We start from the raw sequence: 15,095 nt of genomic DNA, 5'->3' as shown, positions 1-15,095 counted from the left end.
GGCGCAGGTTTAGACTAGATGAAAGTGTTGAACAAAAGCAAATTATTAATGGTGTTTCAGTCAAGAAGCCAAATGAAACTTTTATCAATATAAACTTATGCTACCAGCTTTATTTAGTGTTTCTGTTTAATAAATTTTTGCGACTTGTGCTTGAGCAACTTCGTGAGCCATAAAATCATCATAGGTGGTGTCGGCGCGGTCAACAACGCCTTTAGGACCTACTTCGATAATATGGTTGGCAATGGTTTGAATGAATTCGTGATCATGGCTGGTGAAGACCATAGAACCGCTAAAATCAATCAGAGCGTCGTTTAAACTTGTGATGCTTTCAAGGTCCAAGTGGTTAGTGGGATCGTCCAATAAGAGGACGTTTGCCTTACTCAGCATCAATTTAGAGAGGTAACTACGGACTTTTTCGCCCCCAGAAAGAACGGGGACTTCTTTCAGAACTTCGTCACCTTTGAACAGCATTTGGCCAAGGAAGCCACGTAAGAAGGTGTTGTCGCTTTCTTCTTTGCTGGCGTATTGACGAAGCCATTCTAAGATATTTAGCTTATCGTTACTAAACTCTGGGTTCAAGTCCTTTGGCATATAAGCACGATTAGTTGTAACACCCCATGTAATTGAACCAGTATCAGGTTCTAAGGTGCCTGCTAGTAATTGCATCAGCACGCTGGTTGTCACGTCAGAACGGGAAATCAAGGCTGCCTTATCACCAGGACGGAGAAGAAAGTTGACGTTCTCTAAGATTTGGTGGCCGTCGATAGTCTTACTGACGTTTTCAACTCGCAGAAAATCATTGCCAAGTTCGCGTTCAGGTGTAAATTTGATGAACGGGTACTTACGCGAGCTGGGTTTGATATCATCCAGCGTGATCTTATCGAGTTGCTTTTTCCGGGAAGTGGCTTGTTTAGACTTTGAAGCATTGGCTGAGAAACGAGCAATAAAGTCTTGTAGTTGTTTGATTTGTTCTTCTTTTTTAGAGTTAGCTTGATTACGCAGTTTTAAGGCAAGTTCTGAACTTTGCAGCCAGAAATCATAGTTACCAACGAAGAGCTGAATTTTGCCAAAATCAACGTCGCACATATGTGTACATACACTGTTTAAGAAGTGACGGTCATGGCTGACGACTAAGACGGTGTTTTCATAGTCAGCAAGAAAGTTTTCCAGCCAGCTAATTGTCATGGGATCCAAACCGTTAGTAGGTTCGTCTAATAGCAGCACATCTGGTTTACCAAACAGGGCTTGAGCCAGTAAAACTTTGATTTTTTCGCTCTCTGGCAAATCTTTCATTAACGTTTGATGTTGGTCCTCTGGGATGCCCATTGATTGCAGTAATTGACTGGCATCACTTTCAGCGTTCCAGCCGTCCATTTCAGCAAATTCGCCTTCAAGTTCGGCGGCTTTGATGCCGTCTGCATCGCTAAAATCGGGTTTAGCATACAGAGCGTCTTTTTCGGTCATCACTTGATAGAGATGTTCATGACCTTGAAGGACGGTGTTTAACACCGTTTGATCGTCAAAAGCAAAGTGATCTTGTTTTAAACTACTCATTCGTTCGTTAGGGCCCAATGAAACATTCCCAGTAGTGGGAGCTAGTTGACCCTCCAAAATTTTAAGAAAAGTTGACTTGCCGGCTCCGTTAGCACCAATAATGCCGTAACAGTTGCCGGGAGTAAACTTTAAATTAACGTCATCATACAGTTTGCGGTCCGAGAAACTCATGGACACATTGGTTACAGTTAACAAGTTAGTACCTCACTTTTTTGTTGTCGAAATCGGGAAATGAGAATCAGTTCCTATATAGTATCAGATTTATAGCGCAGTTTCCATCTAAGAGATGTGAATGGGCAATTTATTTATGAGTCAAAAAAATACGAGGTTGTGCCATAAGTTTATGTTGGTAAGTATTTCAATCTAATTTTTAGCTGAGATTAGTCATGATGGTACTTTGATTCAATGCGTCGATATAGCCTAATCATGCGCCAAAACTCAGATTCTTGCCATTTAGCGCAAATAACCCCCATCCCGACAAAGTACATCGGAATGGGGGTCATTTACGTTAAATTCTAGAATCTACCGAGTTTTGTCACACACTCGCATTTTTAGTTCAAGTTGATGGATAGCTAGTTTGTAGCGTCCTTTGCAGCTTTTTTAGCTTGTTTATCGGCTTCTTTATGACGCATTTCCATTTCGATCTCTTCAAGTGTCTTACCACGGGTTTCTGGAACCGCGTAGATAACGAAGAAGATTGAAACGATGGCGAAGAAACCAAAGACTAAGAATGGGCCACCAACGTTGTTGTGGAAGTAGTTCAACAATACCAAGAAGAATTGTGAAACGATGAAGTTACCAATCCAGTTAGCAGCTGAACCGATTGAATTACCAATTCCACGAACGTTCAATGGGAAGATTTCGCCTAGCATCAACCAGCAAACAGGGCCCCATGAAATCGCGAAACCGATAATATAGAGGGCAATTAAAATCATTGTTGGTACGGCGACAGCCTTAACGCTCATAGTGAAGTTCATGAATGCTAAGATGAAAATTGAAATTGTCATGACGATTGAACCGAAAAGCAAGATAGTCTTCCGGTTAAACTTGTCCATGATCTTATATGCGACAACCGTGAAGACGAAGTTGACGATCCCAATACCAACGGAAACCCAAATCGCGTCACCATCGGGGAAACCAAATCCTTTAATAAAGACTTGTGGTAAGAAGTAAATAACTGAGTTAATACCGACTAATTGTTGTAGGAGCATTAAACCAATGGCAACACCAACAGCTGGACGGGCAAAGGTGAATAATTCCTTAATGCCGCCTTTAGGCTGATTAGCAACGGCTTGAATGTCAGCTAATTCCTTGTCGGGATCTTCGTTGGTCTTAGCACGTAAGTCGTGTAAGACTTCGCGAGCTTCATCGATCTTACCTTTTTCAACCAAATATCTTGGCGATTCTGGTAGGATGATTGAACCGAAGAACAAACAAAGTGCGGGAATCAAAGCTGATCCTAACATCCACCGCCAGTCACGGATACCTAACAAGTTATGTCCCAAGAAACCTAAGTTTGAGACGTAAGCTAACAGGATACCAGCCGTAACCATCAATTGGAACATAGTCCCAAGTGAACCACGGTGAGGTGCATCGGCAAGTTCAGCTAAGTAAGCTGGTGTTAATGCTGAGGCAGAACCAACGGCAAACCCTAAGATGATCCGGGCAACAACCATTGAAACAAATCCTGAAGCGGTCATTGATAATCCTGAACCAAGTAAGAAGAGGATAGAAGCAAAAAGTAAGAGCCGTTTCCGGCCAAACTTATCTGATAAAGAACCAATTGACAAAGCACCTACTGAGGAACCAATTAGAACGGATGAAGTAATAAAACCAGTCTGTTCAATGTTTAGGCTGAAATTGGCTTCAATCAGGGATGAAGCACCTGAAATAATACCAGTATCAAAGCCAAATAAGAGTCCACCCAGTGCGCCGAATGTGAAAATAAAGAAAGTACTTAAATGACGTACACGCACAATAATCTCTCCTAACGTATTAATAATAGCTTTTTGACAATCCCAATTGTATACGTTTATCAAAAAAACACAAACGTTTACATTGCCTGTAAATTAGTTTTTAAAGCGATTTCATAATTTGGATAGGATAGCAATTATAGTTACTTGGAGATGAGTAAAATCATGTTAATTTAGTCACATAAAGCGTCACCAAACAAGTCACGTTCACAAGTCAACGTTTAGTATTTTTGGTATGGTTACTATAAGTTAGAAATTAGCAAATTGGTATACCCCACAATATTTTTTTGAATTTTTTTCCAAGTTAAAAGAATTATCATTTATTTTGTCTGAGTTAATTTCACAAAAATCAATCATCGGCATTGTGCGCTTAAGCTGTCAGAAGTCTGAATAAACTCAAAAACACCACCAATTTTCAATTAAGATTGGTGGTGTTTTTATCAATTAGGCATACCTGTTGAATTCGGATATTCTTAACCCATATTAGCTACATGGTATTAATCATTAACTGATAATTGTAATTCTTTTTTAGTGTAAGTTTTAATCAGATTCAACAGTCGATTAATATCATCAGCCGAAACTTCACCAATATTACCGATTCTAAAACTATCGCACTTTGAAACCTTACCGGGATAAATAATAAAGCCACGGTTTTTTAAATATTCATAAAATGCTTGGAAGTTAAAATCAACTGTTGGGTACTTAAACGATGTGATAATTGGTGACTGAACGGTTTCATCAATGACTAATTCATAACCAAGATCCTGCATACCTTCACGTAGCAAGGTCTCGTTGGCTTGGTAGCGGTGAGTTCGAGCAGTAACACCGCCTTCTTGTTCAAGTTCACGGAGTGCTTCGGCAAAGGCGTAGACAACGTGGGTTGGGGAAGTAAAGCGCCACTTACCGTCATGCTCTTCAAAGGTCTGGTATTGTGCGTAGAGATCTAGTGCTAGCGAGCGAGCATTGTCTTTAGTAGCCTGTAAAGTGTTTTTCTTGGCCAATACTACACTGAAGCCGGGGACACCTTGAACACATTTATTTGAACTGGTGATCAGGTAATCGACTTGAAGCTGTGCAAGGTCGATTGGGACACCGCCAAAACTAGACATGGCATCAACTAGGGTGATGATGCCGTTATCGGTTAATGCCGGGATGATGGTTTCGATCGGGTTTAAAATGCCCGTAGTCGTTTCGCAATGAACCATTGCAAAGTGGGTCACTTCTGGGTGTGCTGTTAACGCTTTTTCCACTGCGCCCAGGGTCACTGCCTGATCCTCAGGTACGTGGAGATCGACGTGTGGAATTGCTAAATAATCAGCAATCTCAATCATTCGTTCGCCATATGCGCCATTGGCAGCGATAAGTAACGTGGCATCCCTTTTCGGAATCGCTGTACCAATAGCGGCCTCGACACCAAAGCTACCGCTGCCTTGCATCAGGACGGCTGTGTATTCCTCGTTTGAAGCATGACCGAGAGTGACTAACTCACGACGAACCCATTGTGTCAGTTCCTTGTAGTCATCATCCCAAGTCCCATGGTCAACTAACATGGTTTCTTTCACTGTAAAGCTAGTTGTGAGTGGGCCGGGTGTTAGTAGTAATGGCATCTCGTGCTGTTGATCATCAATCGATTCAATCAGAGGAATTAAATCAGCGATGTTATTAATGATTTCGTCAGCACCCGCCTCTTTAAGAATTGCAGCGGCTTTAGCACGGTAACGGTCACGCTGTTCAATGTTTAGCTGGTCAAATGCTTGTTTTGGTAAGCCAATTAAATTACCACCGTCAACAACCCCAATTGAAATTGTTCCCGCGTTTTTGCCCTCTAAAATATCATTGACAGTATCACCAACTTTAATGACGTGAGAGGGGTCAGAGATGTGCATCTTCTGCATAGCGAGTGCCACCATGTCAGGTTTAGGGCGGCCGACGTGATTGGTTTGCTCAGAAGTGATGTTATATGTGGGTGTGTACCCCTGTTGTGCGGCTAAAGGTAAAATTTGGTTCAGCATTACTTGTGTATAGCCGGTCGTTGTCGCTAGTTGAATATGGTGAGTGTTGGCAAACTTAATCAAGTCCGTCATTCCAGGCTTCAATTGTGCAGTTTCCGCCAGTACTTTGTTAATTTCAATTTGAAACTGAGCGTAAATTTCTGCCGTTGCTTTTGTTAGTGGGATGGTTGGCTGACGAGTTTCCCAAGAGTTTGCGATTTCAGGAATCTGCAGAATTTTACGGACATGGGTCAGTTTATCCAGACCAACATCTTGGCGGATAGTTTCTTCGCTCAGGCCAATGCCGAAGTGAGCGAAGGCGTTTTTAAAGGCAATGATGGGGGCGCGACTGCCATAATCGACAGTCGTCCCGGCCCAATCTAATACGATGGCTTCAATCATAAGGAAATCCTCCAGTTTGAATTAGGGTTGAATAGTTACTAATTAGTGGCGGTACGCAAGCGGTAGGAAATAATTTCAAGTACTAATGCAAAGGCCAAAATCATATAAACCATGACACCCACTTCATGGAAATTAAAATAGAAGCTGCTTGACATGAAAAGCTGATAACCAATCCCGCCAGCACCCGCTGCTGCCCCAACAGCAATAGCGTCAGCAAAGTTGATTTCAAAGCGGATAAACGTCCAGCTAAGGTAACTTGGCATCATGTAGGGGATAATTGCTTGACGGATAATAGCGCTCTTTTTAAGTCCCATTGCTTGCATGGTTTCGATAATGCCAGGAGAAAGTTCGTCCATGCTATCCGCGTAGACTTTTGTCAGATAAGCAACGCTGTGAAAGGTAATACCTACGACTGCTGCGTTGGCTCCTAGACCAAAGACAACGCTATAGATCAAGACCCAAAGGACAGTTGGAATGGCACGAATAACGGCCATCAGACTTTGAATACCTAAGACTAAGTAGGTGGGAGCTAACCGTCTAGTACTGGCAAGAGCAAAGAAAAAAGCCAGCACCGAGCCAATTAACGTGGTTAAGAATGCCAATAGGATACTTTGACCCAGTGCGCCTAAAAGCGTGATAAAGGTGGTATTAGCAAGGTGTGGTTGCCAAAACATGATTTTGATATTTTCAGCAAAACTTGTTAGTGCGGTACCTAATTTGAAGTGGCTAGGAATCATAGTTGGCAATGTCGCCAATGTGATATACGCCAACACAATTAGCGTCATCAGAATTGTTACTCGGCGTCGGTCTCGAAAACGTAAGGGAATTGACAGTCTTGGTCCGGCTGGTTGCCGTGTTGGTATTGAAATTTGATTTTCCGGTTTAATCACGATAACAACCTCCCGATTAAATTGGAGATTAGCTCAACTGCAACGACTAAAATAATGACTGAGAGGACAACTAATCCAGCAGCCCCGTACCTTAGACTTTTGAAGTAAAGGTTGAAGATGAAGCCAATGCCAGTTCCCGTAAGCAAGCCAACTAGCGTAGCGTCTCGAACGTTGTTTTCAATCATATAAAGGATCCAAGTCATAAGCGCAACGGCGATTTCTGGTAAGAGCCCTTGAAAAATCACTTGCAGATAAGTGGCACCAGTTGCCTGTAACGCCTGAATCTTTTCAGTCCCAAAATCTTCGATGGTTTCCATAAAAGCACGGGTCAGAAACCCCAAAGTCATGAAAAATAGGGCCAAAAAGCCAGTGAGATCATTTTGCTTAAACGAAAAGAGTAAAATCATCGCCCAAGCAACAATGGGGATATTTCGTAGCAGCGATGAGAGGCACCGAATGACCCAGCTAACGGTAATTGCTGGTGTCAGTGTCTGGGCACCGATAATCGCTAAAAATAGGGATACCACGGCGGCACAGGTCGTTGAAGCGACTGCTACTATAAACGTTCGAAATAGCTGTTGGATAATCTCATTCCAGTAACCCTGTGAGGCTTCGTTGGGGATAAAGTTGTGAATTAACCAAGCAATGCCAGCTTGAACGTTTAATAACGATTGTGTTTGAAAGCCAAGGCCAATCGAGGCACCAATGTAAGCAAGTCCAAAAATAACCAGTATGATGGACAGCCGTAAACGCTTGGTGTTGAAGAAATTGGTAACTTGCTGTACATCAGAATTCATGAACGACACTCCCTTCAGAGTTAGCATCCTTTTGGTATATGCTAGCAATAGCAGTATCTGAAAGTGCTTGAATCCGATCGTCGAATACGACTTGACCATTATTGATGCCAATGACGTGATCCGCGTAACTTCGGGCGATATCAACTTGGTGGAGGTTGATTAAAACTGAGATGCCATCGTTAGTCGCCAGATCTCTAAGAATATCCATGACAGTGATAGTTGATTTAGGATCTAGGGATGCAATCGGTTCATCACACAGAATGATTTTTGGCTGTTGCATTAACGCTCGAGCGATGCCGACCCGTTGTTTTTGACCACCACTAAGGTTACGGCATTGCTGATAGGCAAACTCGGCAAGGCCAACCTTCTCCAATAGTTTTAAAGCTTCTTCTTTTTCCCGATTACGGTAAATCGAAAAGATACCCGCTAGATTAGATTTAGTGCCTAAACAACCGTGTAAGACGTTTTCAATCGCCGTTAGCGGTTCGATCAGGTTGTAGTTCTGAAAAATCATACCAATTCGGCAACGAGCTTGGCGTAACTGTGCCCTATTCAATTGACGAATGTCAGTATTATCAAACAGGATTTCACCGTCATCGTCCCGGATAAGCTGGTTAATACTACGCAAAATCGTTGTTTTACCGGCACCAGAAGGCCCAATAATGACGGTTACTTCACCAGGTTGAACGCTAAATGAAACATCGGTTAATGACTTCTTTTCGCCATCGTAGCTCTTAGCTAAGTGTTTTACGGTTAACATTAGAACCTCCTTTTACCAGTAATCTATTCACCGAGTACTTTATGAGTAGGGGCGTACCATTTGTCAGAAATAGCGATGAATTGGGTATCACCATCCTTTGGCAATAAACTGTGTACCTTAGCGTTAGATGGTGCAAAGAATTTTTTATCCTTAGCAATTCGGGACGAAGTTAACGTACTGATGATTTTCTTGGTATCTGATTTGCTAAGCATTTTTGAGTTCACGGCAATGGGTTCGTTTTGTACAGGGTATGCTGCTAAAGCAATACTTTCCTTGCCACGGACACTGTTAAATGGCGCTGGTGCGTTGGCATTGATTTTGAAATCTGCACCTGCTTTAGTTGAATCATTTGTGAATTTACCGTATGAAACTAGATCCATATCATCAAAGGCAGCTACGTCAGCATCACCTTTAAGTAAGTTAACGGCTGAGCCTTGGTGTGAACCGCCAAACAGGACTTTAGAGAAGAATTTACCACTTTGTTGCAGGTCATCCTTATTTTTCAGGTTGAAATTGGTTTGGATGGCGCCTGCTGGAATGGCAAAACCAGATGTTGATGTGTTAGAAACAAATGACATTTTCTGACCCTTGATTTTTTCTAAGCTGAACTTACCGTTTACTTTGTACTGGTTAGCCTTGTCTTTAGGGACCATAATGTAACTGTGGTATTGGGCATCTTTCAAAGTGCCAGATTTACCAGAGTAAGTGAGGATCGGTTCAACGGCGGCGTTTTGCTTGTGCGCCTGGATGTAACTGTCCGGCCCCATCAGCGCAATTTGGGCTTTACCAGATGAAATAGCCTGGATAGCAACGTTGTAGTCGGTAGTGGTTTTAACTTCAACCTTTTTCCCGGTTGCTTTGTGGATCTCGTTTGCTAGTGCAGTTCTAGCCGGTCCAGCCTCTTTAGCTGAATCACCAGGTAGGAAAACCACCGTCAGTGTTTTGGCGTTTTGGTGACTACCGGTGGCGTTTGAAGAACTACAGCCGGCAGCTGCAAGTGATAGACCTATGATTCCGGCAGCAAATAAACTTGTTTTAAAAATACTCATATTAATAACCCCTATCTTATTTGATAGAGTTAATGTTAACGGGTGAGTGTAAATACAACATAAATCCTTCGTAAAGATTTATGGATAACGTGTAAATGTTTGGTAAATAAGTGCAGAAGTGGTATTACCCGTTATTAGGGGGCAGATTTTTGGTTTCATGGCTGACTTTGTAGTATGTTGAAGAGTGAAAGATAACTCGCAAACAGGAGGCTTAATAATATGGCGTTTGATTACGATACGATTGTGATTGGTGGCGGCCCCGGTGGCATGGCGGTTGCGTATGGCTTAAATAAGAGTCAAAAGGTTTTGGTAATTGAGGGTAATCTGTGGGGTGGTACCTGTCCTAACTTTGGCTGTGACCCCAAGAAGATGCTCTATGGAGTAGTTGAGGCCAGAAGACAGGTGATTCGTTATCAGGGAAGCGGTTTGTCAGCTGAGCTAAAAGTTGACTGGGCAAAAATGATGGCGTTTAAACGCGGTTACACGGAAAAAATTCCAACTGGAACTGAAGCAGGTTTAAAGAATGCGCACATCGATCATTTACATGGTGTTGCGGAATTTATTGATGGTCATACATTGCGCGTAGGTGATCAAAAAGTAAGTGGGGCGCATATTGTGATTGCTACCGGCGCTACGCCAACAATTCCAGATATTCCTGGAAAAGAAGCCTTTAAGACAAGTACTGATTTTTTGAACTTATCCAATTTACCCAAGAAAATCGGGTTCGTTGGCGCTGGCTACGTGGCAATTGAATTAGCGAACATTGCGGTAGAAGCGGGCGCCGAAGTGCATATTTTCCAGCATAATGATCGGCTGCTCCGTAATTTCCCGCAAAAATATACTGAACAGTTGAAAGCTATTTTGACTGATAAAGGAATTCATTTCCACATGAATACCAACGTTACGGCGCTAAATGCCGATGATAAGCAGGTTGAAGTAATTACTAATAATGGCGGATCTATCACGCTAAACGCCATTTTTGCGGCTGCAGGACGGCGACCGAACTTAGATCAACTTAATTTACCGGGTATTGGTGTTGCGGTTGAACCCCAAGGTGTAAAAGTTGATGACCATTTAAGAACCAGCGTTCCATCCATTTATGCGATTGGCGATGCAATTGCTAAATCAGTGCCTAAGTTAACACCCGTTTCGGGGATTGAGGGGCGCTATGTGGTTTCGGTGATTGCGGGAGAAACCGAAGAACCAATTCATTACCCAGCCATTCCGCACATCGTGTTTGCTGGGCCAGAACTTGCACAAGTCGGGGTTACATTAGATGAAGCTGAAAAACATTCAGAGCAGTATGCAATTAGTAATCAATCGGTGGGTTCTTGGTATACTTACAATCGTCTGCAAGATAAGACTGCTCGTGTAACGACAATTACTGATAAATCTTCTGGAAAGTTAGTGGGTGCCGTAGTATTAGCAGTGAATGCCGAAGAGCTCATTAACGACTTTTCGGAAATCATTACTCACAAAACGTCCGCTAAACAAGCCACTGACTGGACACCTATATATCCGAGTGTTACCAGTGATTTAGGTTACTTTTATTAACTTGGTAGATTTTAGAATTTAAGCTAAATAATCCTCGTTCTGATGGTATGTGCTTATCAGGACGGGGATTTAGCTTTGTCTAAAGTGAGGTTAAATGGATGATGATTAACTAACCAAGTAAATTATTCTCAATATTAATTGATATAAAGTCTCATTTGCTTACCATGTTAAAATAGGGTATCAAGAAATAGGATGTGAGAAGATGGGGCGAGCAGAAGATATTTATCAAGCGATTATGGCGGATCCGCAAAACGCTGATTTTACACGACAAGGCATTGAGCCTTTGTATCACGTGGAACCTGAAGCAAGGATTCTGATTATTAGTCAGGCACCAAGCCGAAAGGGCCAAGCTTCAATGACATATTGGGATGATCCTAGTGGCGACCGGCTAAGAGCGTGGATGGGTATGAGTCGTGACGAGTTCTACCATTCTGGAAAGTTGGGTGTGGTCCCCTTAGATTTTTATTTCCCGGGAAAAGGTAAACAAGGTGACCTACCACCGAGAAAAGGTTTTGCTGAGAAATGGCACCAACCCGTGCTCGAATTGATGCCTAAAGTGTCGTTAACGTTACTCATTGGTGCATATGCACAAAAGTATTATCTGCAAAAAAAACGTCAAAAAACGCTCACTGAAACGGTAGCCCATTATAAAGACTATCTACCAGAATATTTTCCAATCGTGCATCCTTCACCGCTAAATTATGGCTGGATGCATCAGCACCCTTGGTTTGAAGACGAAGTTGTGCCAGAATTACAGAATCAAGTTAGACGATTGCTTAAGAATTAGGAAGATTCGGCTTAATTTATTAATTAAAAGTAAGTATTTGGGGCTATCCTCTTGAAGATTAAACGTAATTACGGTAGTCTATACGCCAGGATTACTAGAAATGGAGTACGCTATGAATAATCAAGTTTTCTTTGATTTTGATGGAACCATTGCTAATTCTGAGCATGGTATTATTCACTCAGTTAAAAAGATGGTAGATGAATTGCAGCTACCGCATTTGACAGATGAGCAGTATCGACTTTTCATTGGGCCGACACTCGCTGATAGTTTAACAAAGTTTTTCCCGTCATTATCAGAGAAGCAGGTTAGCGACAGTATCGCAAAATACAGGGAAGAGTATGAATCCCATGGCTTGTTTGATTTAGAAATTTATCCTGGTATTGAATCAGCGTTAACAACGCTGAAAACAGCGGGCTATCAGTTAAATATAGCCTCAGCAAAGCCCGAGCCGATTTTACGGCAAATTATTGATAAATTTCAGTTAAACGATTATTTTAGCGGTATCTATGGTGCTGCTATAGAGGACCCAGTTCGAATTAAGAAAGTGGATATACTAGCTTATGGTATCGAAACCAGTGGCGCTTTACCAACTTGTAGCGTCATGGTCGGTGACCGCTACACTGACATGATTGGCGGTAGAAAAAATCAGGTCAAGACTTTAGGTGTGACGTATGGTTTTGGCGATACTGCTGAACTTAAAGCCTCGAATGCAACGGCACTGGTAACTTCTCCTGAAGAGATACCAGCTGGCGTGGAAAAATTGTTTGGGAAATTAGTTTAAAGGGCGCTTGATAAAGGCGACTCTTTTTTGTTCCCTAGTAAAGGATTAGTAACTGTAATAATGGACAGTTAAACCGAGGTGATACTAGTGATTGAACTGCTTAATGTAAATAAGGAATATCAAGATCAGCACGCACTTGATCACTTAAATCTCACCATTAATGATGGTGAATTATTTGTGTTGGTCGGGCCTTCTGGTAGCGGGAAAACGACACTGTTAAAAACCATTAACCGGCTAGTCGTGCCAACTTCTGGTCAGGTTAAAATTGATGGTAGAGATGTGGCAGATGCAAACGTGCAAGAATTGCGACGCCAAATTGGGTATGTGTTGCAGACAGGTGCGCTATTTCCTAATATGACCGTAGCAGAAAATGCAAGTGTACAACTGGATAATTTAAAGTGGCCAGCGGACAAGAAACGCACTAGAATTGCCGAACTCATGACTGAAGTGGGCCTTGATCCGGATCATTTTCTTGACCGGATGCCTAGTGAACTTTCCGGTGGCGAGGCACAACGAGTGGGCATTGTACGCGCTTTAGCCTGTGAACCGGGGTTAGTTCTTATGGATGAGCCTTTCAGTGCTTTAGATCCGGTTTCGAGGCGTCAATTACAGCAAATTGTGATCAATCTTCACCGGGATTTGGATAGCACGATTGTATTTGTAACCCACGATATGCATGAAGCGTTGCGGTTAGCTGACCGAATTGGGGTTGTGCATAATGGTAAACTGCAGCAAGTAGGTACACCAACTGAGATTTTGTCAGAACCAGCCAACGCTTTTGTCAGCAATTTCTTTGCGGATGAACAGCAAACTGATCAGTTATTAGGACAGGTCTTGGCCGCTGGTTTTGGCCGAACAGCTAAAGCTGACGAACCAGGTACTAAAATGGTCAAAGGTCAAAGTATTTTTGAGTGGGCAACCGCCCTTCAAAAATCGCAGATGGATCAGGTGATCGTGGATGATAAAGTGCTAACTGATCATGATTTAATTGATTACTTAGCATCGCTTGAAACGGAGGGTGACAGTCATTAGTCAATTAATAAGTTATATCAATAAGAACCACAGTGACTTATTACAGGCTTTGTGGCAACATATTTCGATTTCCTTGATCAGTATGTTGATCACAATTCTGATTGCAATACCACTTGCGATAGCGCTGATCAACCATCGTCGAATCGGTGAATTCTTTCTACAAGTGACTGGTGTCATTCAGACCATTCCCAGTTTGGCGGTTTTAGGTATCCTAATTCCGTTCGTTGGAATTGGGACAGTACCAGCAATTATCGCACTAGTTTTGTATGCTATTATGCCCGTTTTCCAAAATACCTATGCAGGACTCACAAACATTGACCCGGTTCTCTTGGAGGCGGCGGATGCCCTTGGGGTAACACCAAGGTTTAAGCTCTTCAAGGTTGAACTGCCTTTGGCGATGCCTATGATTCTATCGGGTATCCGAATTGCCACAGTGTTAGTTATTGGAACAGCGACCTTAGCTGCTTTAATCGGTGGCGGGGGCTTAGGGACCTATATTTTGCTGGGAATTCAAACGAATAATAATACGGCACTATTAGTGGGTGCTGTTCTGTCAGCTATTTTGGCTTTATTGGCTAATTGGTTGATTGAAGTATTATCGAAGGTGCCGTTAAAACGCCTGGGAATCGGCACTTTAGTGTTAGTGATCATCGGTTTAGGTGGCACTATCGGGCATCAATTATTGAAGCCGCAGACCGAAAGAGTCACGATTGCTGGTAAATTGGGTGGCGAACCCGAAGTGTTGATCAACATGTATAAGGATTTGATTGAACAAAACGATTCGAAGGTTAAAGTAACGTTAAAGCCAAACTTTGGCGGCACGAGTTTTCTTTTTAAGGGCCTTCAAAGCGGTAAAATTGACATTTATCCGGAGTTTACTGGTACGATTCTGCAAACGCTGGTCAAGGGCAACCCAGATGTTAATCGTAATCCGCAGATTGCTTACCAAAATGCCCGTGATGATGTTAAAAAGCAGTTTGGGATGACGTATCTGAAACCCATGGCTTATCAAAATAACTATGCTGTCACAGTTAGACAGGATACAGCAACACGGTATCATTTGAAGACCATTTCGGATTTGACGCGAGTTGCTGGTCAGCTCTCAGGTGCGTTCGATCCTGATTTTTATCAGGAAAGCAATGGCTATCCCGGGCTCAGAAAAACGTATGGGTTCAATCTGAAGTCAGCTAAAACCATGGAACCGTCACTGCGTTATGAAGCATTGGCGAACAAACGGGTGGATGTGACGGATGGCTATACGACTGATCCGCAGATTAAAGAGTATCATCTTATTGCGCTCAAAGATGATAAGGGCTTTTTCCCCACTTATCAGGGTGCACCGTTAATGAAAACGAGCTTTGCCAAGCAGCATCCAGCTATTGTTAAACAGCTGGATCGGTTAAGTGGTAAAATTTCAATTTCTGATATGCAGAATATGAATTACCAAGTGACCGTTAAGCACCGGAAGGCTTCAGTGGTTGCACGAGAATACCTGAAGACCCATCATTATTTAGAATAAAATAAA

Annotated in this window: 12 protein-coding genes and 1 pseudogene; 5 read left to right on the top strand and 8 right to left on the bottom strand. The window is 42.4% G+C overall.

Annotation, left to right across the window (positions count from 1 at the left end; all coding sequences use genetic code 11):
* Positions 1 to 126: 126 nt before the first annotated feature.
* From CES82_RS00960 to CES82_RS00930, 8 genes and pseudogenes are all read right to left on the bottom strand, one after another.
* Positions 127 to 1,749: an ABC-F family ATP-binding cassette domain-containing protein gene (locus CES82_RS00960; RefSeq protein ID WP_225364803.1), complete on the bottom strand. Its 1,623-nt coding sequence runs from the start codon at positions 1,747 to 1,749 to the stop codon at positions 127 to 129.
* A gap of 377 nt (positions 1,750 to 2,126) precedes the next feature.
* A complete protein-coding gene (locus tag CES82_RS00955; RefSeq protein ID WP_098823443.1) occupies positions 2,127 to 3,530 on the bottom strand; it encodes a sugar porter family MFS transporter in 1,404 nt (467 codons plus the stop codon).
* Positions 3,531 to 4,024: 494 nt separating this feature from the next.
* The gene (gene phnW, locus CES82_RS12755; protein ID WP_263850117.1) at positions 4,025 to 5,134 is read right to left on the bottom strand and encodes a 2-aminoethylphosphonate--pyruvate transaminase; all 1,110 of its coding nucleotides are present in this window, start codon (positions 5,132 to 5,134) and stop codon (positions 4,025 to 4,027) included.
* Positions 5,135 to 5,173: 39 nt separating this feature from the next.
* Positions 5,174 to 5,920, bottom strand: a pseudogene (phnX, locus tag CES82_RS12750) (phosphonoacetaldehyde hydrolase); the annotation flags it as partial.
* Positions 5,921 to 5,958: 38 nt separating this feature from the next.
* Positions 5,959 to 6,810, bottom strand: a complete 852-nt coding sequence (locus CES82_RS00945; protein ID WP_225364802.1) for a PhnE/PtxC family ABC transporter permease — start codon at positions 6,808 to 6,810, stop codon at positions 5,959 to 5,961.
* Positions 6,807 to 7,607, bottom strand: a complete 801-nt coding sequence (locus CES82_RS00940; protein ID WP_098823440.1) for an ABC transporter permease subunit — start codon at positions 7,605 to 7,607, stop codon at positions 6,807 to 6,809. The genes CES82_RS00945 and CES82_RS00940 overlap by 4 nt, the downstream gene beginning before the upstream one ends.
* Positions 7,597 to 8,367: a phosphonate ABC transporter ATP-binding protein gene (gene phnC / locus CES82_RS00935; RefSeq protein WP_098823439.1), complete on the bottom strand. Its 771-nt coding sequence runs from the start codon at positions 8,365 to 8,367 to the stop codon at positions 7,597 to 7,599. Before phnC ends, CES82_RS00940 begins: the two co-directional genes overlap by 11 nt.
* A gap of 23 nt (positions 8,368 to 8,390) precedes the next feature.
* Positions 8,391 to 9,416, bottom strand: coding sequence for a phosphate/phosphite/phosphonate ABC transporter substrate-binding protein (locus tag CES82_RS00930; RefSeq protein WP_098823438.1), 1,026 nt, complete (start codon positions 9,414 to 9,416; stop codon positions 8,391 to 8,393).
* A gap of 219 nt (positions 9,417 to 9,635) precedes the next feature.
* Here CES82_RS00930 and CES82_RS00925 point away from each other — a divergent pair, with 219 nt between their 5' ends.
* The 5 genes from CES82_RS00925 to CES82_RS00905 all read left to right on the top strand — a co-directional run bounded on the left by CES82_RS00925 (position 9,636) and on the right by CES82_RS00905 (position 15,089).
* Complete coding sequence (locus CES82_RS00925) at positions 9,636 to 10,970, top strand: dihydrolipoyl dehydrogenase family protein (protein WP_098823437.1); 1,335 nt, start codon at positions 9,636 to 9,638, stop codon at positions 10,968 to 10,970.
* Between the two features lie 202 nt (positions 10,971 to 11,172).
* Entirely contained in the window at positions 11,173 to 11,757 is a 585-nt protein-coding gene (locus CES82_RS00920; RefSeq protein ID WP_098823436.1) for a uracil-DNA glycosylase family protein, read from the top strand.
* 112 nt (positions 11,758 to 11,869) lie between these two features.
* On the top strand, positions 11,870 to 12,538 hold the full coding sequence (locus tag CES82_RS00915; protein WP_098823435.1) for an HAD hydrolase-like protein: 669 nt from the start codon (positions 11,870 to 11,872) through the stop codon (positions 12,536 to 12,538).
* Positions 12,539 to 12,625: 87 nt separating this feature from the next.
* Positions 12,626 to 13,570 (top strand): ABC transporter ATP-binding protein, encoded by a 945-nt coding sequence (locus CES82_RS00910; protein WP_098823434.1) that lies wholly within the window; start codon positions 12,626 to 12,628, stop codon positions 13,568 to 13,570.
* A complete protein-coding gene (locus CES82_RS00905) occupies positions 13,566 to 15,089 on the top strand; it encodes an ABC transporter permease/substrate-binding protein (RefSeq protein ID WP_501193748.1) in 1,524 nt (507 codons plus the stop codon). The genes CES82_RS00910 and CES82_RS00905 overlap by 5 nt, the downstream gene beginning before the upstream one ends.
* Positions 15,090 to 15,095: the final 6 nt, after the last annotated feature.

Origin of the sequence: Secundilactobacillus silagincola (assembly GCF_002583405.1) — a bacterium.
Lineage (GTDB): Bacteria > Bacillota > Bacilli > Lactobacillales > Lactobacillaceae > Secundilactobacillus > Secundilactobacillus silagincola.
Note: the sequence above shows the minus strand (reverse complement) of the source record. Positions and strands in the feature narration are given on the sequence as shown.